A 25735-nucleotide genomic window follows, 5' to 3' on the forward strand; every position below is an offset into this window, starting at 1 on the left:
TTGACCTGGTCGCGCAACACGCCTGATCATTGCGCTCGTGCTGACGACGCAGACCATCGGCTGCCATTGTGTGATCCATTCATACAGTCTGTCTTTTTGATCCGGGTTTTTCAAACCATGCCGAGATGCCAATCTCGATCAGTTGAACCCCCATTGAGGATTGAAATCTTGCAAACCATTTGGACAAGACGCGAGACGATGAAAACCCTTCTGGCAACGGGCATGGTTGCCATGCTTCAGCCTCTGGCTTTTGCAGCCAAGGCCGCCGCCAAGCTGGAATGGACCCATTTTCAGGCTGACGAGAATGGTTTCCGCCGCACGCCGGTGCTGCTGACCGGGGAAAAAGAAGCCATCCTCCTCGACGGCGGATTTACCCTGTCCGATGGCCGTGCGGTCGCGGATGCGATCAAGGCGACGGGCAAGACCCTGACGACGATCTATGTCAGTTGCAGCGACCCTGACTATTATTTTGGCCTCCGTCCCGTCGCGGATGCTTTCCCCGGCGCCAAGATCATCGCGGCCGGCGCAACGGTTGCGGCCATCAAAGCCAATGTGCAAGCCAAGCTGGATGTCTGGAGCCCACAGCTCAAGGACAATGGACCGAAGGTCCTGGCGGATGTCGTCATTCCCGAGGCTTCCGATATCACCTCACTTGAAATCGAAGGAAACAAGATCGAGATCGTCACCGTCGCCGATCTGAAAGACCGGCGGTATCTCTGGGTGCCCAGCCTTGAAGCGGTGTTCGGCGGCGTGCTGATCTCGTCCGGCGTACATGTCTGGGTTGCCGACGAGCCAACCGTAGACGACCGCAAGAAATGGATTGCCGCGCTCAACGAAATCGCGTCCCGCAAACCAAACATCGTGGTGCCGTCCCATCAGGTAGCCGGTGCACCGGACGGTCTGGCGGCCGTGGAATTCACCCGCGCCTACCTCGAAGCTTTCAATAAGGAAGCCGAAAAAGCGAAATCCAGCGTCGAGCTGATTGCAGCGATGAAGCGGCGCTATCCCGATCTTCTTGACGTCTCGTCCCTGGAACTGGGCGCAAAGGTCGCCAAGGGTGAGATGAAGTGGGGCTGATACGGCCCCGCGAGCGCCTCGGCTACTTCCCCAATTCCACCGACCGCAGCCGCGCGGCTTCCACCGCCTCGGTCAGCAGCTTCGTCAGCCGGTCTTCGCCCATCAGCACGGCAAGGGCGGCTGCCGTGGTTCCGTTGGGGCTGGTCACCTGCTGGCGCAGGACGCCGGGCTTCTCGCCGCTTTCGGCAGCGAGTGCAGCAGCGCCATAGACGGTCTGCATGGCCAGCAGCCTGGCGGTCTCGACCGGCAGCCCGGCCTTCTCGGCTGCAACCGTAAGCGCCTCGATGAAATGGAAGATGTAGGCCGGACCGGACCCCGAAACCGCCGTCACCGCGTCCATCAGGCCTTCGTCGTCGATCGTCGTCACCACACCGCTCGCCGACAGCAGCTCGGCAACGAAACGCCTGATGTCGTCGGTCACCAGCGGGTTGGAATAGACCACCATCATGCCCTTGCCGATCGCGGCCGGCGTGTTGGGCATGCAGCGGATAACAGGCGCGAGATGGCCGAGTATGTGCTCGAAGGTGGCGACCGGCGTGCCCGCGGCGATGCTGACGAAGGTGGTCCTGCCGTCGCCGAAGCGCTTGTAGGCGGCGGCGACGTCGCGGATCACCTGCGGCTTGACGGCGATGACGACGAGGTCGGGCTCTGCGTCGGCGGGGATCCCGTTCGCGTCCGCGGCGACACTGCAACCGAGGTGCTCGGCGCGCTTGCGCAATTCGGCATTGGGCTCGACCACGAACACGGCTTGCGGGGCAAGCTTGCCGGATTTCAGCCAGCCCGCAAGCATGGCGTAACCCATATTGCCGCAACCGGCGAGAACAAGCCTGATCGTCATTGAGAGCCCTCCGAGACAAGGGTTCTCCTTAGACGCTAGCGGGCAGACGGGAAAGCCCCTCAAGGGGTGCTCAGGCCAGCCGGTCAAGGTCGCCGGCGCACCGCGATCGGCCGCAGCGACACTTGCCGCAAGCCAAGCACGCCGAGCACGAAGAACAGCCACACCGGGTCGCCGCGATGGAAGAAGAAGCTTTCCAGGAACGCGTTCAGCGCCGTGAACAGCACCACCATCATGAAGAAGTCACCGAGATAGATGTTCTCCTTGCGCGGCGGGATGCGCATGTAGTCGCGCAGCGGCGCGATCACGAAAGTGTAGACGGCAACGCACAGCGCCGGGATGCCCATCAGCACCGCAATGTCGAGATAGCCGTCATGGCCATGCACGATGGTCCGGATGTCCCAGGCCCGGTCGAAGGGCTGGTCCTGACTGAGCAGCAGCGGCGTGCCCCAGAAACTTTCATAGCCGTAGCCGGTCCAGGGCTTCTTCGCCAGCATCTCGCCGGAGAACTCCCACAGCGTCGTGCGTCCGGTATAGGTGAGGTCGGGGAAATAGGTGGCCGCCAGCTCTTTCACCGGGGGGATGAAGACGATGCCTAAGGTACCGATGGCCGTCGCAATGATCGCCAGTGCAAACAGGATCGGCGTGCCGAACCGCATGCCGATCAGGCCCGGCAGCACGACGATCAGGATCGAGAACGGCACCAGGCCGGCCGTCGTCTTGGAGCCGGTGTGCAGCATGAAGATCATCGCCGCGCCGAAGATCGCCACGCCCCAGAACTTCTGGCCGCGCCGGAAGAGATAGAGGCCGGCGAAGCTGAAGCAGGCCATGATTGGTCCGGCAATGTTCTTGTGGGCGAACACACCACGCCACAGGCCGGCATGTTCGGGCTCCTGCGAATCGGCCGTATGCAGGGCCTCATGCGGAAAGACGATGAGGCCGATATAGGACAGGCCGATAACGACGATCGCGCAGAATATGATGACTTTCGAAAAACTGTCGGCGTCGCGCGGCAGCACCAGGACCGTCGCTATCGTCAGAACGCCAAGCAGCGTGAAGAAGGCCGCGCGCATGGCCGAGGACGGGTCGGTCGCGTTGATGACCGAAAGCATGAAAAAGCCGAGCATCAGGATCCAGGACGGGCTGAGCAGCGAGCGCACCATCTTGGGGTCGGCGAACGTCAGCAGTGAGAAGGTCGAAATGGCGCCGAGCGAACTGAAGCCGAGCTGGTTGACGATGTCGCCGCCGTCGCCGGTCAGTTCCGCGCCTGCCGGCTGAAACGGCCGGAACGACACGATGACGACGGCAAACAACAGCGCGGCAATCGCCGTCGCCACGCCGTCGCGGGTGACGATGCCGCCCAGCAGCAGCTCGTCAGTTCTTCTCAGGCTGCCTGTATTGCTCATTGGCGTATCCGAATTCGGCAAGCACGCGGCCGAGCGAGACATAGACGGGGTAAAGCGCCGTCGACAGCGATCCTGTCCGCGCCAATTTGATTGCGCCGCGCACGGGCGAGGCTATCAGCAGCGCCAGGCTTTTTGCAAACACCTTGGCGCCGGCGAATGGCGTGCCGGCGCGCTTCTTCTTTTCGACCAGCGTCGAGATTACACCGTTGCGTAAGGATCGGGCGCGGATCCAGTCAGCCTCGACGCGCCGGGCCGGAACGCCTTCGCGCACCTTTGCCTCGGCGCACCAGCCAAGCACGAAACCTTTCTGCGCCGAGCGGCTGAGGAAGTCGGAATCGCCGCCGCCCATGAAGTTGAACCGCAGGTCGAGGAAGGGTGGCCCCATGATGGTGAGCACATTGCGCCCGACCAGAAGGTTGCCCGAGGAATAGAGTGCGGCCACGCGCCCGGTCTGGCGATAGGGCGGCGCAAACACCGGGTGCTCGGCCCATTTGGCGTGAGCAGGATCGGTAAACACCGGCACTTGCGGGCCACCGACAATGTCGGCGCCAAGCGTCTCCGCCGTCCTGCACATGCGCTCCAGCCAGTCCGCGTCGGCGATCTCGTCATCGTCGATGACCAGCAGGTGGCGGAAATCCGGAAAATGCAGGATCGCCGTCTGCCAGCCAGCATTGTAGGCACTGCAATTGCCCCGCTCATGCGCGATGATGACCATGCCCTTCATATCGTCGCGTTCGAACAGCGGCACGGCCGCCTGGGCGCCCTCACGCGCCTCGGCCTCGTTTTCGATGACGATGACGGCGAAGCGCCGGCTGGTTTGCTGTGCCTTGAGCGACGCCAGCGTTTCGAGCAGCAGTTGCGGCCGCTTGAAGGTCGGCAGCGTGACGACGGCTTCCATCGTCTCTGCGGCGAGCCCCGGAGAGCGTCCCGCAATCGAAACCGAACCGTCCGATGGCAAAGGGATCATCCGCTCCAGCCGCATGTTTTGAATCTGGCTTTCGATAACACCGCGACGATAACGTTTCGTTAATCACCTTTCGCAGCGGCGCCTGCCGGTCCGCGCCTTTCAGCCGTTGCGTTGCGTGATTTAATCAAGGGTTCACCCAGCTTTGCTAGTGGCTGACGCCTGGATAGGTGAGATGCATCTGCTGTTCGCCACATCGATCGTGCCCGACGGCGCTCTCGCTTCGGGCTATGAGATCGCCAATGCTGCGATCATCGCCGCCTTGCGGCGCGCCGGCGTGCGCGTCACCGTCATTGGCTTCATCTGGCCGGGCAAGGCGCCCAGCGACCCCGAAAACACCTTCGTGCTCGGCGCCGTCGACGTGCGCACGGAAAGCGCCTCGGCGCGGCAGAAGCTCGCCTGGCTTGGCAAGGCGGTGCTGTCAGGGCTCACCTTCGCTTCCGTGAAGCTGCGCGCGGTTTCCGACAGCGAAGTCCGTGCCGCGATCGAGCGCGCCGGTCCCTTCGACGGCTATGTCCTGAATTCGGTGCAGTTCGCCGGCGCCTTTGAAAAACTGTTCGCCGACCGTCCCTCGATTTTCGTCGCCCACAATGTCGAACATGGTTCGGCCAAAGAGAATGCGGCAGCAGCAAACAGTCGCTTCCAGCGCCTGCTGTTTGCCCGCGAGGCCAGGCTGCTCAAGACCATGGAGGAGCGGCTCTGCCGCCGGGCTCGCTTCGTCTTCACGCTGGCCGAGGAAGACCGCGCCGCACTCGGCGTTGCCAGCGACGACCGCTCGGCGGTGCTGCCGCTGGTGACCACTGCCACGGCGCCAAAGCCGGTCAAGCCGCGCCGCATCGATTGCGACGCGGCGCTGATCGGCACCTGGACCTGGCAGCCGAACCGCATCGGCCTCGACTGGTTCCTGGAAAAAGTCGTGCCGCATCTTCGCCGGAGCTTTCGCATCAGGGTCGCCGGCAACATGCCGTCGGATATCACCTCTGCCCATCCCGGTGTCGAATTTGTCGGCCGCGTGCCCGACGCCCAGGATTTCGTGCGCGGCGCCGCCGTCATCCCACTGATCAGCACCGCGGGCAGCGGCGTTCAGCTCAAGACCATCGAAACCTTCGAACTCGGCCTGCCGTCGGTCGCCACCAGCCGTTCGCTGCGCGGCATCGATCATCGCCCGGCAAATTGTTTCGTCACCGACGATCCGGCCGCCTTCGCCGGCGCGCTGGAGGCAGCGGCGGCCGATGTCAAGGATGTCGATGGCAGCGCCTTTCACCGCCGGCAGATCAAGGCACTGGATGCCGCCATCAGGCTCGGCCTGGAAAAGCTCGGGTCGGTGGGGGAGGAGGTGTTTGCATGAACATGCACACCGCCCGCGCCGCCTTCGGGCTCGATACGCTGAAGACGATCCTTGGCATTTCGGTCCTTGCCATCGGCTGGGATGACGCGATCGCGCTGCTCGCTCGTCTGATTGCCGAGCGGCGCTTCACCAAGGTCAGTTTTCTCAACGCTCACAACGCCAACATCGCCTCTACCGATCCGGTCTTTGCCGAGGCGCTCGACGATTTCCTCATCCTGCCTGACGGCGTTGGCGTCGATCTGGCGGCAAAGCTGCTCTACGGCGCGCCGTTCCCGGACAATCTCAACGGCACTGATCTCATTCCGGCCTTTCTGCAGGCATCGGCGAGGCCGCTGACCGTCGGGTTGCTTGGCGCCACCCGCGCCAACGCCGAGGCGGCGTCGGTCAGGCTAGCCGCTCTGGCGGTGCAGCACGAATTCGTCGTCATCCATGACGGCTATTTCTCCCCCGCCGAAGAGCAGGCGATCGTCGATCGCATCGAGGCATTGCGGCCCGACGTGCTGCTTGTGGCCATGGGCGTGCCGCGCCAGGAATTGTGGATCGCCCGTCATATCGATGCCCGCCACTGCACGCTGCCGATCGCCGTCGGCGCGCTGCTCGATTTTCTCTCCGGCACGGTGCCGCGGGCGCCTCTGTGGATGCGCCAGCTGAGGCTCGAATGGTTGTTCCGTCTGTGCATCGAGCCCGGCCGGCTGTGGCGCCGCTACGTCGTCGGCAATCCGGTGTTCCTGCTGCGTGTCGTCAGGCAGAAATTCTCGCGTCGGCCCGAGCCCGCCGGAGAGTTGCGGTGAACAGCCGCGTCGTGCCGAGCCCTGCAGCCGAGACCGGTGCCCTGCCGCAAACGCCGACGGCGGCGGTGGTGACCGCCAGCTATGCGCCGGATTTCGAACGCTGCCGCCTGTTGTGCGAGACCCTCGACCGCCATGTCTCCGGCTTGGCGCATCATTACATTCTGGTCGAGCACCGCGACGTGGCGCTGTTTCGCCAGTTGGAAAACGACCGCCGCAGCGTTGTCGACGAGCGCGACCTGCTGCCGCGCTGGCTGCGTGTGTTCGACGATCCGATGAGCCTCTTTCGCCGTCGCATCTGGCTCAGTCTCAAGACCCAGCCGCTGCGCGGCTGGCATGTGCAGCAGCTGCGCCGCATCGCCATCGCTGCGCATGCTGGAGAAGACGTGCTGGTCTTCTGCGATTCCGACGTCGCCTTCCTCAAGCCATTCGATCTGAGCGCCTTCTGGCGCGACGGCAAGGTGCGGCTGTTCCGGCGCGACGGCGTGCTGTCGAGCGACGGTCACGACGAGCATCGCATCTGGTCGCGCAATGCGGCCTCGGCGATTGGTATCGATGCATCCGAGGTTTCGAACCACGACTATATTTCGACGCTGATCGCCTGGCGCCGTCAGACCGTGACGGCGATGTGCGCCGAGATCGAGAAGGTGCACGCGCGCGGCTGGGTCGAGGTCATCGCTTCAGTGCGCCGGTTCTCCGAATGCATGATCTATGGCCGCTATGTCGACGATGTGCTGGGGGGCGCCGGCCATTTCCACGGCTCGGAGGAATTCTGCCGCGTGCACTGGACCGGGGAGGCGCTGTCGGATGACGAATTCCGCAGCTTCGTCGCCGCTATGGCACCGGGGCAGGTGGCGATCGGCATGCAATCCTTCATCGGCACCGATATCGGCCGCATCCGCCGCCTGATCGGATTGGCTTAGATTGCCTTGGCGGGCTTGCGCAGCGCCGAATAGGTTAGCAGCGCCGAGGCGAGATAGAGCAGCAGGAAGACGACATTGAGCGATACGACAAGCCTGGGCGTGTCGGCAATCGTGGTCAGCACATAGGTCAACAGCACCGCCTTCAGCCCCGCCAGCAGGCCGAGGTTGAGCGCCCTGAGCGCGGTCTGGCCGCGCGCGAACAGCAGCTCGGCCTGGTATTCGACCAGGTTGCGCAGTCCCGGCACGCCGATTGCCAACGCCACCAAGGGCGCCGCCTCGGCGACATTCCGGCCAAGTGCATTGGGGAAGAAATGCAGCACGATGCCGAGTGCGGCCAGTGCCAATGTCGACACCAGGAACACGCCGGCTTCGATACCGCTCTTGACCCGCAGTCGCGACAACAGCTCCGGCGCCCGCATCATCCTCTGCACCAGCATCATCGAGAAGGTGCGGATCGGGATTGCCGTCAGGTCGACCAGCCGCATGATGATGGCATAGATGCCGGCCAGATGCGGCCCGCCGATCGCCAGCACGAGCAGCTTGTCGAATTCCGACTGCAGGTAGAACAGCACTTCGGCTCCTGCAACATAGATCGAATCGGCAAGCCGCCTGAGATAGAGCTCGGTGCGCAGCCTCAGCCGCTGGCGTGGATAATAGAAGCCGAAGGCCAGCAGCAGCGAGGCGGCGTTGGCGCCGATGTAGAACAACGACCAGATCCAGACGCTGTGCTGGCCCGATAGCATGAACAGCACGGCGCCCAGCGCGCGGAACGCCGTGGCCACGATCGACAGCACGGCGGCGCGGCCGAATTTGCCGAGCCCGTTGTTGACGATCAGCACCACCTCGACCGGCCGCCACAAAAGCGCCTCTGCAAAGACGATTGCGGCAAAGACGGCCAGCGGAACGGTGCTGGCGAAGAAGATGAGGTAGACGCCCCAGGAGGCCGCCGCCAGCAGTGGTAAGGACACGGCGCCAAGCAAAAGGAAGCCGGCGGTGAAGGTGCCGATCAGATTGGGGCGGATGGTGGCTGTGCGGTAAAGCGCCGAGATGAAGCCGAAAGCGAGGATGCGCGACAGCATGACGCCGGCCGCCGAGGCGGTGGCGAACATGCCGAACTCGGCAATCGACAGCGTGTTGGCAAGTGCGATGAAATAGGCAAGCGAGAACACCAGCCGCCCGCCGGCGCCGCTGATGGCTGAAAGATAGTCGCGAACCAGCCCCCGTCTTTCGGCGAGGAAGGTGCCGATGCGGGCGAGTGTCCGCCTTTGCGGTATGTCGCTGGCCTGCGTCATATCGAGGAAAGCCGTAAGCCGCAAAGCTTAACGTGCGGTTCTGACGCCATTTTACAGATCCCGGCAATGCGTGGCGAAGCGAGAAACTTTCACTTGCAGACTTCGGAAATTAACCTTTTGTTTCCCATGCCTGTTTAGCGTGACTTAACGATTGGCCGACCGCCGCTCCCGCGCCGTCGAAGGTAAAGTTTCGAGACAATGGTCGACAGGGAAAACCGTGAAGACTGGAGGCGCGAGCGCTCCCTCCTGGCGCTCGGCAAAGCTGTGCGCGGCGATGAGGCGGCGGATGCGTCGGCGGTCTCGATCGGTGACCGGGTGGATCCGTCATGGCGCGAGGATGCCGCCACGCGTCACCGCATAGCCCGATCGCAACGCGAGGCGCGGTCGAATCCGGCGCCAACGTCACCGCCCGAGCCGCCGCAGTTCCAGGCCGACGGCGAACCCGTTTCGGCCGCCAGCGCGCGTGAGGAGCCTGTTTCCGGCCGGCGTCAGGAGCCTAGCTCCCGCGCGGCCTATGAGCCCCGCTCTTTCCACGAGCAGCAACCGGACCGCGACGACGATGACGGGCAGGAATGGAAGCCGCTGATCGATCCGCTCCAGGTCGTCCGCGGCATTACTCGTTCCAAGTTGCTGATCGTCTCGACGACGATATTGGGGACGGTGCTCGGCGTCGCCGTCGCCGTTTCGACACCGAAGAAATACGAAGCCACCACACAGATGGTCATCGAGCCAGGCGACCTGAAGCTTTCCGACAACGATCTCACCCAACCGGTCGGGCAGCCCGATGCGGCGCTGGCTGTTGTCGAAACCCGCATCAAGATGGTGACATCCGGCAAGGTCCTCGACAAGGTCGTGGCCGATCTCAATCTCGTCGACGATCCGGAATTCAACGGACAGGGCTCTGGCGGCCTTGGCGTCCTGTCGCTCATTCGCTCGATACTGTCGCGCCAGGATGGCCCTGGCGGCGGCGGTGAAGTGCGCCGCCAGGCGCTGGCGGTCGGCAATCTGGCCAAGAGCCTGTCGGTTGAGCGCAGCGGCAAGAGCTTTGTCGTTTCCATCAGCGCCACCACTCAAAGCGCCGACAAATCGGCCGAGATAGCCAATAGGACCAGGGACGTTTTCCAGCAGGAGGCGGCCCAATACCAGTTCGGGATGGCCGGGCGCGCGACGGACCAGCTGACGGCCAAGCTCGATGACCTGCGTAAGAATGTCGAGACAGCGGAGCGCAAGGTCGAGGATTTCAGGGCCACGCATGATCTCGTCGACGCGCAGGGCCATCTGATCAGCGACGACCAGATGCTGAAGCTCAACGAGCAGCTCTCAGTCACCCGGGCCCGTACGCTGGAACTCAATGCCCGGGCCGCGTCGGCGCGTTCGCTGGACGTCAATTCGGTCATCAACGGCACCTTGCCGGAAGAAATCAATTCCAACACGATGAGCGAACTGCGCGCGCAATATGCAGTTTTGAAGCAGGAGGCCGACCGCGCCGCCGTGCGTCTGGGACCGCGTCATCCCGAATACCAGGCGCTCAGTGCCCAGCTCAACGGCTCGCGCGAGCGCATCGCAGGCGAACTGCGCCGCATCGCCTCGTCGCTACAGGTCGATTTGAAGCGCTCGGTCCAGCTCGAGCAGGATCTCGCTTCCCGCCTGGCTCAGGCAAAGGTCCAGAGCGGCGACGTCAACAGCGATCTGGTCAGCCTGCGCGAACTGGAGCGCGATGCCACCGCCAAACGCTCCGTCTACGAACAGTACCTTCTGCGCGCCAAGGAGACCGGCGAACAGCAAAACATCAACACCACCAACATCAATCTGATGACCCCCGCGCAACCGCCGCTCGAACCCAACGGACCGTCGCGGGCTGTAATAGCGCTGGCCGGCCTGCTGCTCGGGCTTGCTTCGGGCATCGGTGTCGGCGCCATGCGCGGCGCCTTTGCCAGCCTGCGCGGCGCTGCCAATTCGCGTTCGCGCGGCAGAATGGACGAGCGCCGCCCTCCGGTCGAGGACAAGGTCTATCGCGCGCCGCTGCCTGTGGCGCCGCCACCGGCAGCACCTCCGGTGTTGCCGACCGCGGCCGCTCCCGCCCGGAGCCCAGGTCTGTTCGACGGACTGTTCTCGGCGATGCGCAAAGCCGCGCCGGGTAGCGGGACGTCAGGCGAACCCGTCGAGACCTACCGCGCCCAACCAGCCGCCGAATATACAAGGCCGGTGCAGGAGCCTGTGGGCTATCGCCAGCCGGACTTCCGGAACGAGGTTCCGCACGCCAATTCCCCTGCGCAGCAGCCTGGCTACGCGCAGCCTCGTCAGCCGGCTGACTATGCCTATTCGCAGGCTCAGCCGCTGCCCGCGGCGTCCGGGCCGTGGTCTTCTCCGAAGCCCGCTGGGGCGGCGCCGGAAGACCAGCAGGCGCAAATCGACGATATCCGCGCCAGCCTGCGCGAATTTCGCGAAGCGGTGCGCGAACTCACCGAAAGCCGTTCGCACCGCCGCTATTTCTGAGCAATTCCAGGAAAAGTGTGAAACGGTTTTCCCGGGAAAAGCGCGTAGCGCGCTTTCCCTTGGGAATTGCGTCAAAACAAGAATATAGAGCGGTTCAGCCTTTCCGTGAAAGGATGAGTCGCTCTGAGCCCGTCAGCACAGAATAAAAGCTGCCGGTTTCGAGTTTACGGCATGTGACGGCGCTTTGACGGGATTGCTTAGGCCAAATTTCGTGACAATGCCGCGCAGCATGGCGCCCAAAAAGCGCTGCCGTCGGGCTTTACCCGAATGGGCGGAACGTTTGGAACAACGACATGCACGAAGCAACGTTCAAGGCGCGCGCCGCGCCTTGGCTGGAATGATGTCGAGGATGGTTCATGGCCGAAGTGATTGACGGAAAGATCGTCGCCGCAGACGTGGTTCAGAAGGTCAAGGCCTTGACCGAGGACCTGGTCGCCAAGGGAAAGGCCCAGCCCGGCTTAGCGGTGGTCATCGTCGGCGAGGATCCGGCAAGCCAGGTCTATGTCGCGTCGAAGTCGCGCACCGCCAAGGAATGCGGCTTTCATTCGCTGCAGCACACACTGCCGGCCGACACGTCCGAAGCGGCACTGCTGAAGATCATCGGCGAACTCAACGCCGATCCGGCCATCAACGGCATTCTGGTGCAGCTGCCGCTTCCCGCCCATATCGATGCCGGCAAGATCATCCAGGCCATCGCACCGCAAAAGGATGTCGACGGCTTTCATTTCATCAATGTCGGCAAGCTCGGCACCGGCGAACTCGAAACAGCCTTCGTGCCCTGCACGCCGGCCGGCTCCATGCTTTTGATCGAACGCGTGCGCGGCAAGGATCTTTCCGGCCTCAACGCGGTCGTCGTCGGCCGCTCCAACATCGTCGGCAAGCCGATGGCAAATCTGTTGCTTGCCGCCAACTGCACCGTCACCATCGCCCACAGCCGCACCAAGGATCTGCCGGCGCTGGCCCGCACAGCCGACATTCTGGTTGCCGCCGTCGGCCGGCCCGAAATGATCAAGGGCGACTGGGTCAAGCCCGGCGCCACCGTGATCGATGTCGGGATTAACCGCATTGCCGCACCCGAGAAGGGCGAAGGCAAAACCCGCCTCGTCGGCGATGTAGCCTATGCCGAAGCCGCCAAGGCCGCCGGCGCCATCACCCCCGTGCCCGGCGGTGTCGGACCGATGACCATTGCCATGCTGATGGCCAATACGTTAGCCTCAGCCTACCTTGCGGCCGGCTTGAAGCGGCCTTCCTTCTGACCCAGAAAGCAGCTTCTTTGCCGAACCTTACTATACCCTCTGAACGGCCGGATGATCCCGTTCAAGGGGGCCGGCAATTCGCGTTCCTGCTGGTCGACAAGTTTTCGATGTTTTCGTTGGCAGCGGCGATCGATACCTTCCGCTCGGCCAACCGCCTGCTCGGCCGCGATTTCTATGGTTGGACCACGGTCTCGGCCGACGGCGATCCCGTCATGGCCTCCAATGGCCTGCCGCTCAAGATCGACTATGCCGTCGCCGATTTGCCGCCGGTCGATATCCTGTTCGTGTCGGTGGGCCTGTCGGTCGAGTTCCCCGGCAAGAGCAAGGTGCTGGCGGCGCTGCGCAGCTGGGGCCGGCGCGGCAATGCGCTCGGCGCGCTGTCGGTGGGCTCTTACCTCCTGGCCGAAGCCGGTCAGCTCGAAGGTTATCGGTGCACCATCCATTGGGAAAACCGCGCCGGCTTCGTCGAGCGCTTTCCCGACATCAATTGCACCGGCAACGTCTTCGAGATCGACCGCAAGCGCTACACCTGCGCCGGCGGCACCACCTCGATCGACCTGATGCTGGAGATCGTGCGTGGCGACTTCGGCTCGAACCTCGCCAACGGCGTTGCCAACCAGTTCCAGCATGAGCGCATCCGCTCCGCCGGCGACCGCCAGCGCGTCGGGCCGGAGCGCGACCTGACCGGCAAGTCGGAGAAGCTAAGGCGCATCGTCGAACTGATGGCCGACCATCTCGACGAGCCGCTATCAGCCGTGCAGCTTGCCAAATCGGCGGGCCTGTCGGTGCGCCAGGTCGAGCGCTTGTTCCTGCGCCATTTGAGCGTCACGCCCGGTCGTTATTACATGCGGCTCAGGCTTGAGCGGGCGCGCGAACTGCTGCGCCAGACCAACATGCCGATCCTCGACGTGGCCATTGCCACCGGCTTCACCTCGCACTCCTATTTCGCGCAGAGCTATCGGCTGCAGTTCGGCCGTCCGCCTTCCGAAGAGCGCCGCACCACGTACTGACGCGGTGCTGAGCCGGCCTCGGAACAGGCCTCGGCCGGCGCCGATCCTGTTACACGGCAACCGTTCGTGACCCGCTCCAGGCTTGTGTCCGGACGCGCTGTCAAATAGCTTCCGGCGCGGATCAGAGGGCGGCCTCAAGGAGATTTCGATGGCGGGACTTTTGCGGAGCGTCGCTGCGGCGCTGCTCCTTTTGTCGATGACTTCGCTCGGCTTTGCCGCCAATAAGGTTGTCATCATTCTTGACGCTTCAGGCTCGATGTGGGCCCAGATCGACGGCAAGCCGAAGCTCGAGATCGCGCGCGAATCGCTGAGGACCGTGCTGCAGTCGGTCCCGGGCGACGACGAGATCGGCTTCATGGCCTATGGCCACCGCGAAAAGGGCAGCTGCGACGACATCGAACTGATCGTGCCGCCGCAAGCCGGCTCGGCTAGCGCCATTTCGGCCGCTGCCGACAGCCTGAAATTCCTCGGCAAGACGCCGCTGACCGCAGCCGTCAAGCAGGCGGCCGAAGCTCTGAAATACACCGAGGACAAGGCGACCGTGGTTCTCATCACCGATGGGCTTGAGACCTGCGAAGGTGACCCGTGCGCGCTGGGCAAGGAACTGGAGGCCTCAGGCGTCGATTTCACCGTCGACGTCGTCGGCTTCGGCCTGACCGCTGACGAGGGCAAGCAGATTGCCTGTCTCGCCGACAACACCGGCGGCAAATATATCCAGGCCTCGGACGAGAAGGCGCTGCAGGAAGCACTGATCGAAACCGTCGCCGCGCCGGCTCCGGCGCCGGCACCCGAACCCGCTCCGGCGCCTGCCCCTGAACCGGCAAAGCCCGAATTCAATTTCATCCCGAGCGTGGTCATGGCGGAAGGCGGCGATCCGATCACCGACGGCAATGCCTGGGAGGTCTACAAGGCCAAGGCCGATGGCACGCGCGGCGACAACGTCACCACCGAATACGGCGCCTACAAGGGCAATCTGGAGCCGGGCGACTACATCATCGTCGCGCGCGACGGGGAGGCCAAGTCCGAACAAAAGCTCAAGGTCGAGGCAAGCCAGATCTACAAGCCGCTCTTCACCCTGAATGCCGGCACGCTCATCATTCATCCGCGACCAAGCGTGGGGGCGGATGTTGTCGATGGCGCGGCTGTCGTGATCGACTATCCGAGCGCCGATAACCCCGCGACCTACTATGGCACCACCAAGGTGGTGTTGCCGGCCGGCGACGAGAAAGTGACTGTCACCATCGGCCAGGGCGTGGCTACCGAGACGATTCCGCTCGCTGCCGGCAAGACGGTCGAAAAGGACATCATCGTCGGCGTCGGGCATGTCGTGGCCAACGCCTACTATGTTGCCGGCAGCGACAAGGCCGATGGTTCAGGCATTGGCTTCAAGGTCTTCAAGGCGAAAAAGAAGATCGACGGGACCAGGGAAGAGGTGACCTACTCCTATGGCCCTGACAGCAAGTTCGATCTGCCGGCCGATGACTATGTGTTGATTGCGACGGTCGACCTCGCCGTCGTCGAGCAGCCGTTCACCGTCAAGGTCGGCGAATTCCAGGATGTGAAGGTCGCCATGAACGCCGGCGTGCTGGCAATCACCGCGCCCGGCGCTTCAAAGATCGAGATTTTCGAGGCTAAGAAAGACATCAACGGCAATCGCAAGTCGCTTGGCTACGCTTACGACCAGAAGTATCAGGCGGCGATAGCGACCGGCGATTATGTGGTCGTTTCGGAGAAGTCGGACAACAGCTCGAAGGAAGGCACCGTAACAGTCAAGGCCGGCGAGCGAGCCGAGCTCACGGTGCAATAGGATCGTATGGACGAACGCAAAAAAGGGCGGCCACGAGTCGCCCTTTTTCATGGATAGGGCAATCTGGTCAGGCTGCTCCGAAAGCACTGGCGCCGTGGTCGGCGCGGCCGACCAACTGGCGGAAACCAGCGAACAGCTCGCGGCCGAAACCGAACTCGTTGCCGATGAGATCGATGTCGGCCGTGCGGCGCAGCGCGAGCTCGGGCCCCGGCACCAGCACTTCCAGCGTGCCGGCATCGGCGTCGAGCCGGATGATGTCGCCGTCATGGATCCTGGCGATCGGCCCTTCCTCGACCGCTTCCGGCGTTACATGGATCGCCGCCGGCACCTTGCCGGAAGCGCCAGACATGCGCCCGTCCGTGACCAGCGCGACGCGCTGGCCACGATCCTGCAGGATGCCGAGCACGGTGGTCAGCTTGTGCAGTTCCGGCATGCCGTTTGCCTTCGGGCCCTGGAAGCGGATGACGGCGATGAAGTCGCCGGTCAGCGTGCCGGCCTTGAAGGCTTCGTTCAGTCCCTGCTGGCTGTCGAACACCTTGGCCGGCGCCTCGATGACGCGGCGTTCCGGCTTCACGGCGGACGTCTTGATGACGGCGTGGCCGAGATTGCCGGCGAGCACCTTCAGGCCACCGGTCGGCTGGAAGGCTTTCTTGAACGGCGCCAGCACCTTCTCGTCGCCGCTCTGCAGCGGCGAGGCTTCACGCACGACGCCGCCATCTTCGCCGAGCCGGGCCTCGACCGCATATGGCCTCAGGCCTTCGCCCCATACCGTCTGCACATCCTCATGCAGGATGCCTTCGTCGAGCAATTCGCGGATCAGGAAGCCAAGCCCGCCGGCGGCGTGGAAATGGTTCACGTCGGCAAGCCCGTTCGGATAGACGCGCGCGAGAAGCGGCACCGCTTCCGACAGGTCGGAAATGTCCTGCCAGGTAAGCGTGATGCCGGCCGCCGCGGCCATGGCGATGAGATGGATGGTGTGGTTGGTAGAGCCGCCGGTGGCGTGCAGGCCGACGACGCCATTGACGAAAGAGCGCTCGTCGATCATGCGGCCTACCGGCGTGTAGGCGTTGCCGAGCGCGGTGATCGCCAGGGCTCGCCTGGTCGCCTCGCGCGTCAGCGCGTCGCGCAGCGGCGTGCCTGGATTGACGAAGGACGCGCCGGGCGTATGCAGGCCCATGATCTCCATCAGCATCTGGTTGGAATTGGCGGTGCCATAGAAGGTGCAGGTGCCCGGCCCGTGATAGGATTTGGACTCCGCTTCGAGCAGTTCTGCGCGTCCGGCCTTGCCCTCGGCATAGAGCTGGCGAACCTTGGCCTTCTCGTCATTGGGCAGGCCCGTCGTCATCGGCCCGGCCGGCACGAACACCGCCGGCAGATGACCGAAGGTGAGAGCCGCGATCACAAGCCCCGGTACGATCTTGTCGCAGACGCCGAGATAGACGGCGGCGTCGAACATGTTGTGCGACAGGCCGATCGCCGCGGACATGGCGATCACGTCGCGCGAAAACAGCGAGAGCTCCATGCCGGGCTGTCCCTGGGTCACGCCATCGCACATGGCCGGCACGCCGCCGGCCACCTGCGCGATGCCGCCGACTTCGCGCGCGGCATCCTTGATCAGCGCCGGAAACGTCTCGAACGGCTGATGCGCCGACAGCATGTCATTGTAGGAGGTGATGATGCCGAGGTTCGGCACCTTGTCGGCGCCGAGCGCCAGCTTTTCAGACGGGCTGCAGACGGCAAAGCCATGCGCGAGGTTGCCGCAAGACAGGACGCCCCGGTTGGCGGTGCGGCTGGAGGCCTCGGCGATGCGGCCGAGATAGCGCTCGCGGCCGGCTTTCGAGCGTTGGCGGATGCGTTCCGTGATGGCTTCGATGTCGCGTCTGGCTGTCATGTGGTCCTTTCGAGCCCCGGAAGAACGTCCTCCACCGTCTGCCGGGACTGCTTTGCGTGAAATCAGGGTGCCCAGAACACCTCTACCGGGATGGGTGCCGCTTCGAGCACTTTGCGGATGGGCTTTTTCGCACCCGGTCCCATCGCACCGTCGAAGGCGGTGCGCTTGTCCTCGCCTTCTATATGCAGCGCGATGAAGCCGGCGTCGACGATCCGCGCCAGCGGCAGCGTCAACCGGGGTTCGCCGGCGCTTGCCGCGTGAACCGGCAGCACGATCCTTGATGAGGCCGGGTCGAGCAAATCGCCGAGATTCTCGGCGTCGGGAAAGAACGAGGCGGTGTGGCCGTCGCCGCCCATGCCGAGCACGACGACATCGAGGGGCCAGGGCAGAGCCTTCAGCGCCGCATCGTCGGCCGCCGCGGCGGTCTCGATGCTTGCCGCCTCATGGTAGAGCGGCACGAAGTGCGCGGCAGCCGCCTTGTTCTGCAGCAGGTTGGCCGCGACCAGCCCCGCATTCGAGCGCGGCGAGGAGGCCGGCACGAACCGTTCGTCGACCAGCGTCACCGTCACCTTGTTCCAGGCGATCGGAATGGCCGAAAGTGCTGCAAAGAACTTTGCCGGCGTGGTGCCGCCGGAAACGGCAAGCAGGGCCGTGCCGCGCTCGTCGATGGCCTTGGTCAGGCGCGCCGCGACATTGCCGGCAAGGGCTGCCGCCAGATCCTGGCGCCCGGCAAAGCCGTTCCAGTTATAGACGGGCTCGCTCAATTGCTTTCGTGCCATGTCCGCCCGTCGCGTTCGATCAGCGCAATCGAGGCCGAGGGACCCCATGTGCCGGCCGTATAGCCTTGCGCCTCCTGCCTGGCGCTTTCCCAGGCGTTCTGGATCGGGTCGATCCACTTCCATGCCGCCTCGACTTCGTCGCGGCGCATGAACAGCGTCTGGTTGCCGCGGATAACATCCATGATCAGCCGTTCATAGGCGTCCGGCGCGCGACCGTCGAAAGATGTTGCAAAGCTCATGTCGAGCGGGATCTGGCGCAGCCGCATGCCGCCCGGGCCTGGATCCTTGATCATGATGAACTGCTTGACGCCTTCGTCGGGCTGCAGCCGGATCACCAGTTGGTTGGCTGAGATCGGCCCGGCGCTGTCGCCGAAGATCGAATGCGGGATCGGCTTGAACTCGATGACGATTTCCGAAACGCGGGTCGCCAGCCTTTTGCCGGTCCGGAGATAGAACGGCACGCCGGCCCAGCGCCAATTGCCGATCTCGGCCTTGATGGCGACGAAGGTCTCGGTGGAGCTGTCTTTGCCGAGTTCCTCGACATAGCCTTTCACCGCGCCGCCTGCAGAGGCGCCGGCGCGGTACTGCCCGCGCACGGTGTGCTTGGGTGCCTCATTGCCGTTGATGCGCTTCAGCGCCCGCAGCACCTTCAGCTTCTCGTCGCGCACGGCATCGGCATCCATCGACGATGGCGCCTCCATGGCAACCAGGCAGAGCAGCTGCAGCATGTGGTTCTGCACCATGTCGCGCAGCGCGCCGGCCTTGTCGTAGTAGGTGACGCGGTCTTCAAGACCGACGGTCTCGGCCACCGTGATCTGCACATGGTCGATATGGGCAGAATTCCAAAGCGGCTCATAGAGCGCGTTGGCAAAGCGCAGCGCCATCAGATTCTGCACCGTCTCCTTTCCGAGATAGTGGTCGATGCGGAAGATCTGGCTTTCGTGGAAGTCGTCTCCAACCACGTCGTTGAGCTTGCGCGCCGAATCGAGGTCGCGGCCGATCGGCTTCTCCAGCACGATACGTGAATTCGGCGTGATGAGATTGTGGGCTTTCAGCTGGTGCGAGATGTCGCCGAACAGCGCCGGCGCCACCGCCAGATAGAAAGCGCGGATGCGGTCGCTTTCGCCGATCGCCTTTTTCAGCTTGTCGAAGCCGGCACCAGTCGTCGCGTCGGCCGATACGTAGGACAGCCGGGCAAGAAATGTCTTGAGTTCCTCGGCGTCGATGTCGGCCGGCTTAACATGCTGGGAAATCGCCTGCTTGGCGAAAGCCTGGAATTCCTCGTCGCTCATCTTGGAGCGCGAGGTGCCGATGATGCGGGTCGGCTCGGAAAACTGGTGGTCGCGCTGGCGGTGGTAGAGCGAGGGCAGCAGCTTGCGTTCCGACAGGTCGCCGGTGCCACCGAAAATGATGAAGTCGAAAGGCTCGACGGGAATGATCTGGCTGGTCATGGTCTGTCCGCTTTGACGCCGCTCGCTGTGACGCGGCAGGATATAATCTAATCGATTTAAACTATCCAGTGCCATGGTGTCACATCGAGGCCAAATCACTGCATATTGATTCGCTCCAAATGTGCCTTGACACTGGCTGCTCCCCGGAGGCTTTTCGTCAAGCGATGGTCCCGGGGCTTTCGCGCCTGCAACATAAAGCGGGAATGTGACGAAAGCTAATGCGTGTCGCCCAGAAGTGCGAAGCGGTTCTGGGAGACAGACACGCATCAAACAAAAAGGAAAATGCGCTTGCGAGGTGGGTCTTCAATGAGCGGAAAAAGCATGCGTCTGGAAAACAAGGTTGCCGTCATCACGGGTGCTGCGTCAGGTTTCGGCGAAGGCATGGCCAGGCGCTTTGCCGAAGAGGGCGCCAAGGTCGTCGTCGCCGACCTCAACGCCAAGGGCGCGGAGCGCGTTGCAGCAGAGATCGGCCAGGCCGCGATCTGGACCCAGACCGATGTTTCGCAGCGTTCCGAATTCGACGAGATGGTCTATGCCGCAAAAAGCGCCTTCGGCCGCATCGATATCATGGTCAACAATGCCGGCTACACCCATCGCAATGGCGACATGCTCGACGTCGACGAGGCGACCTTCGACCTGATCACTTCAGTCAACATGAAGGCGATCTATCACGCCGCACTTGCCGTGGTGCCGATCATGGAGCGGCAGGGCGGCGGCGTCATCCTGACCACGGCTTCGACCGCCGGTCTGCGGCCGCGGCCGGGGCTCACCTGGTACAATGCTTCGAAGGGCTGGGCGATCACCGCGACCAAGTCGATGGCGGTTGAACTCGCGCCCAAGAACATCCGCGTGAACTGCCTTTGCCCGGTCGCCGGCGAGACCGGCATGCTGGAGAAATTCATGGGCACTGACACGCCGGAGATCCGCGAGAAATTCCGTGCCTCGATACCGCTCGGCCGTCTGTCGACGCCGCTCGATATCGCCAACGCTGCGCTTTGGCTTGCGTCGGACGAAGCCGCCTTCATCACCGGTGTGGCGCTGGAGGTCGACGGCGGCCGCTGCATTTGAGCAATTCGGGAAGTACCTCGCTGTTCGCAATGCATGGCAGACAGAGCAATGTCGGCAAGAGTTCGCATCGGTGCGCCGGCCGGCCGAGGAACGAACAGTTGACGTCGTCACGCCGGACCCCAGTTTGACTTCTCGATCCCCCGAAAGGCATAACGGATCGTGGATAGTGTTGGCGGGTGATGAAGATCAGGCAGCAGAAAAGTCGCTACGATCTGGGATGGCGGCTGCGGCTTTACCTGGCCAAGCGTGCGCGGGCGCGAAGCAAGGCAATTTTCATCGGTGTTACCGGAAGCTCCGGCAAGACGACGGCGGGAAGCCTGCTTGGACACATCCTGGCTGGCCAGGGTTCGGTCCACACACAGGTTCTGGCCAACACTATGAAACTGTTGGTCTCGACCCTATCCAGGCGAATGGGAAAGGGCGGCAAAACCGACTACGTCGTCTTCGAGGCTGCTGCATTCGGCCCGGATACAATGAAGCCCATGGCCGAGTTGCTTCGCCCCGACGTGGCTGTTGTCACAATGGTCCGGCTGGAGCATCGGGCCAGTTTCAAGACTGTGGAAAACGTCGCTCGAGAAAAGAGCGCCCTGGTCGCGGCGCTGGAGCCGGGCGGCTTCGCGATGCTCAATGCCGATGACCCTCTTGTGATGGGCATGGCCTCGGCGAGCTATTGCCGTTCCGTCACATTCGGCACATCGGAGCAGGCGGATTATCGCGTCAGCGATATCGAGGCAGCCTATCCCAAGCCGTTGCGGTTCTCGCTCCACTGGCGCGGCGGTGTGCTCGATATCGAGACGTCGTTCCCCGGCCAGCATTTCTGGCTGCCGACGTCAGCGGCGGTTGCAACCGCTCTTGAGCTGGGCGTGCCTGCGCAGATGGTCAAGGACAGAACCGCGACGTTCCAGCCTCTGGAAAATCGCGGCCAGGTGCTCGTCCCCGCGGGCGGCCCCCACTTCATCGTGGATGCCGCAAAGGCGCCCTGGCATTCGCTGAGCCTTGCCTTCGACATGGTAGCCGGATCGACATTCGGGCGAAAACGTATCGTTCTTGGCCAGCTATCGGATTTTTCCGGCTCGAATAACAGATATGCCCAAGCCTACAGCAGCGCGCGCGAGATTGCAGACCAGGTGATTTATGCCGGCGATCATGCCCATCGCTCCAAGGCGAACCAGGCAGATCGCGACAGCGGCCGCTTCATCGAATTGCGCACGGCCAGGGAAGTGTCGGACTACATCGCCCAAACCGCGCAGCCTGACGAGTTGATCCTGCTCAAGAGCTCGTCCAATCTGCACCTCGAGCGTGTCGCTCTTGCCTGGACCCACGACGTCCAGTGCTGGGTTTCGGTATGCGGCAAGACCGAGGGATGCGAGCAATGCGGCCTCTATGAAGTGCCGTTTGAGCAGCACCGTGAGTTTGTGGCGCAGAGAAAATCGAAGCGCCGCAAGCACAGACTGCTGCGGCTCCTCGGCCGCTAGAATCTTTGGCTGAAGCACGCCAGCGCCCGTTTGACTCTGGAACTTGGCACGACGCATATTAGGCTGGGCTAAAAGCTGGCGGGGTGTGAAACTGGAATTGCTGAAAATTCGCAAGGACTTGGGCTGGGCGCTGCGACGGCAGCAGGCGCGCTGGGTGCGGGCGCGTAACAAGGCGACGTTCATCGGCATTACCGGCAGCTCCGGCAAATCCACATCCACCAGCCTGCTTGCACACATACTGGCCGCCCAAGGCAAGGTGCATCTACAGGCCCAGGCCAATACAATGCCTGCGCTCATCCGAACGCTTTACAAGCGCCTGAGGAAGGCCGGCAAAGTCGATTACGTCGTTTTCGAAGCCGGCGCTTCCGACTTCGGCACGATCAGCGCCATGGCGCAGATGCTGAAGCCGAGTGTGGCGGTGGTTACGATGATCCGTCTGGAGCATTTCGGCAAGTTCAAGACTCTGGAAGCTGTGGCGGGAGAGAAGCGGGCGCTGGTCGGGGCACTTCAACCTGATGGACTTGCGGTTCTCAATTGCGATGACCCACTGGTGATCGGCATGGCGTCTGGCGCGAAATGCCGGATTGCGACCTTCGGCCAGTCCGGCGAGGCAGACTACCGCGTGAGTGACGTGCATGCCGCGTATCCGGAATTGCTGCGGTTCACCCTTCATTGGCGCGGTGGCAGCCTGAATATTCAAGCGCCTTTTCCCGGCGAGCAATTCTGGCTGCCGACTGCAGCGGCTGTTGCCGCCGCCTTGGAACTTGGCGTCCCGCCAGAGCAAGTCGTAGCGAGAACGGCATCGTTTGCACCACTGCCCAACCGCTCTACGGTGCAAGAGGTATCCGCGGGTCCGAAATTCCTGGTCGATACGGCCAAAGCGCCCTGGCATTCGCTCAACATTGCCCTGGAGATGATTGCAAAGGCCAAGGGTGCTCGCAAGCGCATTGTGCTGGGGCAGATATCCGACTACGCCGGCTCGTCGAGGAAATACGGCGCCGCCTACAACATCGCACGCGAAATCGCCGATGAGGTCATTTATACCGGCGACAATGCGCATCGCTCGCGCGCCAGCCAGGCCGACCGCGACAGCGGCCGTTTCATTGAGCTTCGCACTGCCAAGGAAGTTTCGGATCATATCAAACGGACGGCAGTCCCAGGAGAACTGATTCTGCTGAAAAGTTCGTCCAACCTTCATCTGGAAAGGATCGCGCTCGCCTGGACACACGACGTCAAATGCTGGGTCCCGATATGCCGCAAGTCGGAAAGCTGCCAAATGTGCGGCCTCTACGAAGTGCCGTTCGAGGAACACCGGGATTTCCTGGCGAAGCGCAAACTTGCTCGCAGGAGACACCGTTTCAGGTGGTTGTTCGGCGGCTGACCAGATCTGGCGGCTTGCGTCTCAAGCCCCGGTCTTGATGTAGCTCTTGTAGATCCAGCCGCGCTTGCCGTTGTAGACGATCTGGCACCATTTCTTGCAACTCATCACCTGCACCGACGACTTGGCGGGCACGGTCCCCATGGCGGCGGCGTTTTTCTGCGGACCGCTACGCATTGTCACCGCCCTGAGGATGCGTCCGGTGCCGGCGGCAGCAGCCACCTTCTGTGGCTTGGCCTTGGCCTGGGTATCGTCCGTTGCGGCGGAAGATTGCTCGTCTGGAAGTTGCGGTTTTGGCGTCGGTATGGCGGCGGTCTCAGCGTCGTCGTCATTGGCGGGAGCAGCGACCTTTGACAGCTGCGTCGTGGCGTCGCTCTGCGCCGCCGGTTCTTCGAATGCCGCGGCATCAGACGGTTTGGCGGCAGCCTGCTCGGCAGGCGCCTGATCGGATGGCGTCGCGGCAGGGTCGCTGTTGGATTGCGCCGCAGTCCAGCGCGGATCGTTCGCCGACAGCGGCGGCATGGCAGCCCCACCGGCAGCGACCGTCGATGAAACCGCATCGCCCTTGCGCGCGGCTTGTGGCGCCGCTACCGCGGCAGCCGTGGCCGCGACCGGGGCAATCTTGGTCGTCTTGACCGGAAAAGTCGGAACGTTCTGCTGTGTGCTGGCGATCGCTTGCCGGTCGCTGGCCGGCAACGCCAGCCAAAGCGCTATGCCCGCCACGCCAAGCAGCGCTGCGGTGCCGACCGCGGCGATCACCAGATGCGAATTCGTGCGCACCCCCTGCCAGAAGGAGGGCCGCATGTCATAGCCGAATTGCATGGCGAAGCGCCGACGTTCCGGCGCGCCGAAACTGAAGGGCTCGTTCACTCTTGCCACCTCCAAAAGATGAGCCGGTGTTCTTTCGATCGGCGCCGGCAGCCCGGCATTCGATCGGCATCGGTCCCAACAACAAAGCGGGCAGGCCCGCAGAAATCCCCGTTCAATCGCCCAGAACCGGCATCCTTTGCCCTTGATTGTGGCATCAGTGCGCCCTCAGGGGAATTGTGCGCTCTTGTTAAGGATTCTGCAACGTCTCGCTGCGGCAACCAACAGCTCAATAGAATCAGCTCAGTACCAGCCACGGCTGATATGAGATACTTTCCCTATATTCGGTCCCTCAGGGCAAACCAGTTCAGTGCCAAGAACAATAATGGCGTTCTAAATCGCCGGCCGCCGGGAAAAGCCGGGATGTTCAGGTCCTCGATCAGCTTCAGTCTGTCGCGGTTGCCGGCGACGGTCTGGGAATAGAGCTTGCCGAAGAAGTTCGACAGCATCACGCCGTGGCCGGAATAGCCTCCGGCCGAGATCACATTGGGCATCACCTCGCGCACGAACGGTTTCCTGGGCATGGTGATGCCGACATAGCCGCCCCAGCCATGGGTGATCTCGACATCGCTCAGTTCCGGATAAAGCTCGGCTATCTGCCGGCGAATATGGACATGGATGTCCTTCGGATCGTTGACGCCATAGACCTCGCGCCCGCCGAACAGCAGCCTTCCATCCCTGGATTTGCGGAAATAACGCACGACGAAACGCGAATCGTCGACCGCCTCGCCGCCCGGCAGCACTTTCGAATCGACGCCCAGCGGCACCGTCGCGCCGATGAAAGAACCGATGGGCATGATGTGCGCGGCACTCACCGGCTCGAGCGTGCCGCCATAGGCATTTACACCGATCAGGCATTTCTGGGCGGTGATGGTTCCTCTCGAAGTCGTCACCCTGACCTTGCCGCCGCTGGAGGTAACACCGGTCGATAGTGTCTGCTCGAACAGGTGCGCGCCGGCCGCTGCCGCCACCTTTGCCGTGCCGATCACCAGCTTCATCGGGTGGATGTGTCCGGTGCCGGTGTCGCGGGTGCCGCCGAAGTAGCGTGTGGAGCCCAGCCGTTCGGCCGTTTCCCTGGCATCCATGAAGGCGATGTGCGGATAATTGAAGCGGCCGGCCATGATCTCGGCATGTGCCTTGTAGTCGTCGAGATAACGCGGCTTGTGCGCCACGGACAACTGGCCCGGCATATAGTCGATGTCGATCTGGTTGACGGCGGCGAATTCGAGCAGGTGCGCTTTCGCCTCTTCGGCAAGGTCGAACAGCGCCTTGGCGCGGGAGAAGCCGTATTCGGCCTCCATCTCTTCGGCCCAGGCGCGCTGGCCCGTGCCGAGCTGGCCGCCATTGCGCCCTGAAGCGCCGTCGCCGAAGCGATGCGCTTCGATCAGAACGACGTCGGCTCCCGCCTTCGCCAAATGAGCGGCCGCCGACAGCCCGGTGAAGCCACCGCCGACGACGACGACGTCGCAGCTGCGGTCGCCGTCCAGGGCAGGGTACTCAGGGCGTGGTCCGGCTGTGTCTTCGTACCAGGAGCGACCGGGGGAGATAGGTGATTGGTAAGGCATGGGGACACCAGCCAATGGTGAATGGTGAATGGCTGCGAGACGCACGACGTCTGCGCTCA

The 25735-nt window shown here is 63.2% G+C and carries 20 protein-coding genes; 11 read left to right on the forward strand and 9 right to left on the reverse strand.

Going from position 1 to position 25735, the window contains the following annotated elements:
• The first annotated feature begins 177 nt into the window (after positions 1 to 177).
• Entirely contained in the window at positions 178 to 1077 is a 900-nt protein-coding gene (locus tag NKJ75_RS06825; RefSeq protein WP_023740456.1) for an MBL fold metallo-hydrolase, read from the forward strand.
• A gap of 22 nt (positions 1078 to 1099) precedes the next feature.
• On the opposite strand, the gene proC is transcribed toward NKJ75_RS06825, so the two are convergent.
• From proC to NKJ75_RS06840, 3 genes are all read right to left on the reverse strand, one after another.
• Positions 1100 to 1915, reverse strand: a complete 816-nt coding sequence (proC, locus tag NKJ75_RS06830; protein WP_023832763.1) for a pyrroline-5-carboxylate reductase — start codon at positions 1913 to 1915, stop codon at positions 1100 to 1102.
• Positions 1916 to 1998: 83 nt separating this feature from the next.
• Positions 1999 to 3318: an O-antigen ligase family protein gene (locus NKJ75_RS06835; protein ID WP_023746238.1), complete on the reverse strand. Its 1320-nt coding sequence runs from the start codon at positions 3316 to 3318 to the stop codon at positions 1999 to 2001.
• Positions 3287 to 4285 (reverse strand): glycosyltransferase family 2 protein, encoded by a 999-nt coding sequence (locus NKJ75_RS06840; RefSeq protein ID WP_023692395.1) that lies wholly within the window; start codon positions 4283 to 4285, stop codon positions 3287 to 3289. The genes NKJ75_RS06835 and NKJ75_RS06840 overlap by 32 nt, the downstream gene beginning before the upstream one ends.
• A gap of 172 nt (positions 4286 to 4457) precedes the next feature.
• Between NKJ75_RS06840 and NKJ75_RS06845 the strand changes: the two genes are divergently transcribed.
• The 3 genes from NKJ75_RS06845 to NKJ75_RS06855 are packed head-to-tail and all read left to right on the forward strand — an operon-like array spanning position 4458 to position 7341.
• Positions 4458 to 5630 carry a glycosyltransferase gene (locus tag NKJ75_RS06845; protein WP_023834059.1) on the forward strand — a complete coding sequence of 391 codons (1173 nt, stop codon included), beginning with the start codon at positions 4458 to 4460 and terminating at the stop codon, positions 5628 to 5630.
• Positions 5627 to 6421, forward strand: a complete 795-nt coding sequence (locus NKJ75_RS06850; protein WP_023669298.1) for a WecB/TagA/CpsF family glycosyltransferase — start codon at positions 5627 to 5629, stop codon at positions 6419 to 6421. Before NKJ75_RS06845 ends, NKJ75_RS06850 begins: the two co-directional genes overlap by 4 nt.
• Complete coding sequence (locus tag NKJ75_RS06855; protein WP_023669299.1) at positions 6418 to 7341, forward strand: DUF6492 family protein; 924 nt, start codon at positions 6418 to 6420, stop codon at positions 7339 to 7341. Before NKJ75_RS06850 ends, NKJ75_RS06855 begins: the two co-directional genes overlap by 4 nt.
• On the opposite strand, the gene NKJ75_RS06860 is transcribed toward NKJ75_RS06855, so the two are convergent.
• Positions 7338 to 8633 (reverse strand): lipopolysaccharide biosynthesis protein, encoded by a 1296-nt coding sequence (locus NKJ75_RS06860; RefSeq protein ID WP_023669300.1) that lies wholly within the window; start codon positions 8631 to 8633, stop codon positions 7338 to 7340. The two genes, NKJ75_RS06855 and NKJ75_RS06860, sit on opposite strands and share 4 nt — an antisense overlap.
• Before the next feature lie 198 nt (positions 8634 to 8831).
• On the opposite strand from NKJ75_RS06860, the gene NKJ75_RS06865 reads away from it, so the two are divergent.
• The 4 genes from NKJ75_RS06865 to NKJ75_RS06880 all read left to right on the forward strand — a co-directional run bounded on the left by NKJ75_RS06865 (position 8832) and on the right by NKJ75_RS06880 (position 15202).
• Complete coding sequence (locus NKJ75_RS06865) at positions 8832 to 11129, forward strand: GumC family protein (RefSeq protein WP_352499475.1); 2298 nt, start codon at positions 8832 to 8834, stop codon at positions 11127 to 11129.
• A 356-nt stretch (positions 11130 to 11485) separates the two neighbouring features.
• Positions 11486 to 12385: a bifunctional methylenetetrahydrofolate dehydrogenase/methenyltetrahydrofolate cyclohydrolase FolD gene (folD, locus tag NKJ75_RS06870; protein ID WP_023669302.1), complete on the forward strand. Its 900-nt coding sequence runs from the start codon at positions 11486 to 11488 to the stop codon at positions 12383 to 12385.
• A gap of 17 nt (positions 12386 to 12402) precedes the next feature.
• Positions 12403 to 13395, forward strand: coding sequence for a GlxA family transcriptional regulator (locus NKJ75_RS06875; RefSeq protein WP_032905230.1), 993 nt, complete (start codon positions 12403 to 12405; stop codon positions 13393 to 13395).
• A 148-nt stretch (positions 13396 to 13543) separates the two neighbouring features.
• A complete protein-coding gene (locus NKJ75_RS06880; RefSeq protein WP_352499476.1) occupies positions 13544 to 15202 on the forward strand; it encodes a vWA domain-containing protein in 1659 nt (552 codons plus the stop codon).
• A gap of 67 nt (positions 15203 to 15269) precedes the next feature.
• On the opposite strand, the gene edd is transcribed toward NKJ75_RS06880, so the two are convergent.
• From edd to zwf, 3 genes are all read right to left on the reverse strand, one after another.
• Positions 15270 to 17093 carry a phosphogluconate dehydratase gene (gene edd / locus NKJ75_RS06885; protein ID WP_352499477.1) on the reverse strand — a complete coding sequence of 608 codons (1824 nt, stop codon included), beginning with the start codon at positions 17091 to 17093 and terminating at the stop codon, positions 15270 to 15272.
• A gap of 62 nt (positions 17094 to 17155) precedes the next feature.
• Complete coding sequence (gene pgl / locus NKJ75_RS06890; RefSeq protein WP_352499478.1) at positions 17156 to 17872, reverse strand: 6-phosphogluconolactonase; 717 nt, start codon at positions 17870 to 17872, stop codon at positions 17156 to 17158.
• Positions 17854 to 19323 carry a glucose-6-phosphate dehydrogenase gene (zwf, locus tag NKJ75_RS06895; protein ID WP_023669307.1) on the reverse strand — a complete coding sequence of 490 codons (1470 nt, stop codon included), beginning with the start codon at positions 19321 to 19323 and terminating at the stop codon, positions 17854 to 17856. Before zwf ends, pgl begins: the two co-directional genes overlap by 19 nt.
• A 321-nt stretch (positions 19324 to 19644) precedes the next feature.
• Here zwf and NKJ75_RS06900 point away from each other — a divergent pair, with 321 nt between their 5' ends.
• The 3 genes from NKJ75_RS06900 (at position 19645) to NKJ75_RS06910 (ending at position 23247) form a co-directional block, all read left to right on the forward strand.
• On the forward strand, positions 19645 to 20391 hold the full coding sequence (locus tag NKJ75_RS06900) for an SDR family oxidoreductase (RefSeq protein ID WP_027049416.1): 747 nt from the start codon (positions 19645 to 19647) through the stop codon (positions 20389 to 20391).
• A gap of 179 nt (positions 20392 to 20570) precedes the next feature.
• The gene (locus NKJ75_RS06905) at positions 20571 to 21866 is read left to right on the forward strand and encodes a Mur ligase family protein (RefSeq protein ID WP_023704507.1); all 1296 of its coding nucleotides are present in this window, start codon (positions 20571 to 20573) and stop codon (positions 21864 to 21866) included.
• A gap of 85 nt (positions 21867 to 21951) precedes the next feature.
• Positions 21952 to 23247, forward strand: coding sequence for a Mur ligase family protein (locus NKJ75_RS06910; protein WP_352499479.1), 1296 nt, complete (start codon positions 21952 to 21954; stop codon positions 23245 to 23247).
• Between the two features lie 21 nt (positions 23248 to 23268).
• Here the strand turns inward: NKJ75_RS06910 and NKJ75_RS06915 are convergent, their stop codons facing one another.
• Positions 23269 to 24114 (reverse strand): SH3 domain-containing protein, encoded by an 846-nt coding sequence (locus tag NKJ75_RS06915; protein WP_023746246.1) that lies wholly within the window; start codon positions 24112 to 24114, stop codon positions 23269 to 23271.
• Positions 24115 to 24389: 275 nt separating this feature from the next.
• Positions 24390 to 25676, reverse strand: a complete 1287-nt coding sequence (locus NKJ75_RS06920; RefSeq protein ID WP_352499480.1) for an NAD(P)/FAD-dependent oxidoreductase — start codon at positions 25674 to 25676, stop codon at positions 24390 to 24392.
• Positions 25677 to 25735 lie beyond the last annotated feature (59 nt).

Origin of the sequence: Mesorhizobium sp. M0058, assembly GCF_040323095.1 — a bacterium.
In the GTDB taxonomy this organism is placed as follows: Bacteria; Pseudomonadota; Alphaproteobacteria; order Rhizobiales; family Rhizobiaceae; genus Mesorhizobium.

Bases quoted from the DNA above. Each gene is read 5' to 3' on its own strand.
- proC (WP_023832763.1), bottom strand. From the start codon at position 1,915: ATGACGATCAGGCTTGTTCTCGCCGGTTGCGGCAATATGGGTTACGCC.
- NKJ75_RS06835 (WP_023746238.1), bottom strand. From the start codon at position 3,318: ATGAGCAATACAGGCAGCCTGAGAAGAACTGACGAGCTGCTGCTGGGC.
- NKJ75_RS06840 (WP_023692395.1), bottom strand. From the start codon at position 4,285: ATGATCCCTTTGCCATCGGACGGTTCGGTTTCGATTGCGGGACGCTCT.
- NKJ75_RS06845 (WP_023834059.1), top strand. From the start codon at position 4,458: ATGCATCTGCTGTTCGCCACATCGATCGTGCCCGACGGCGCTCTCGCT.
- NKJ75_RS06850 (WP_023669298.1), top strand. From the start codon at position 5,627: ATGAACATGCACACCGCCCGCGCCGCCTTCGGGCTCGATACGCTGAAG.
- NKJ75_RS06860 (WP_023669300.1), bottom strand. From the start codon at position 8,633: ATGACGCAGGCCAGCGACATACCGCAAAGGCGGACACTCGCCCGCATC.
- NKJ75_RS06865 (WP_352499475.1), top strand. From the start codon at position 8,832: ATGGTCGACAGGGAAAACCGTGAAGACTGGAGGCGCGAGCGCTCCCTC.
- folD (WP_023669302.1), top strand. From the start codon at position 11,486: ATGGCCGAAGTGATTGACGGAAAGATCGTCGCCGCAGACGTGGTTCAG.
- NKJ75_RS06880 (WP_352499476.1), top strand. From the start codon at position 13,544: ATGGCGGGACTTTTGCGGAGCGTCGCTGCGGCGCTGCTCCTTTTGTCG.
- edd (WP_352499477.1), bottom strand. From the start codon at position 17,093: ATGACAGCCAGACGCGACATCGAAGCCATCACGGAACGCATCCGCCAA.
- pgl (WP_352499478.1), bottom strand. From the start codon at position 17,872: ATGGCACGAAAGCAATTGAGCGAGCCCGTCTATAACTGGAACGGCTTT.
- zwf (WP_023669307.1), bottom strand. From the start codon at position 19,323: ATGACCAGCCAGATCATTCCCGTCGAGCCTTTCGACTTCATCATTTTC.
- NKJ75_RS06900 (WP_027049416.1), top strand. From the start codon at position 19,645: ATGCGTCTGGAAAACAAGGTTGCCGTCATCACGGGTGCTGCGTCAGGT.
- NKJ75_RS06905 (WP_023704507.1), top strand. From the start codon at position 20,571: ATGAAGATCAGGCAGCAGAAAAGTCGCTACGATCTGGGATGGCGGCTG.
- NKJ75_RS06920 (WP_352499480.1), bottom strand. From the start codon at position 25,676: ATGCCTTACCAATCACCTATCTCCCCCGGTCGCTCCTGGTACGAAGAC.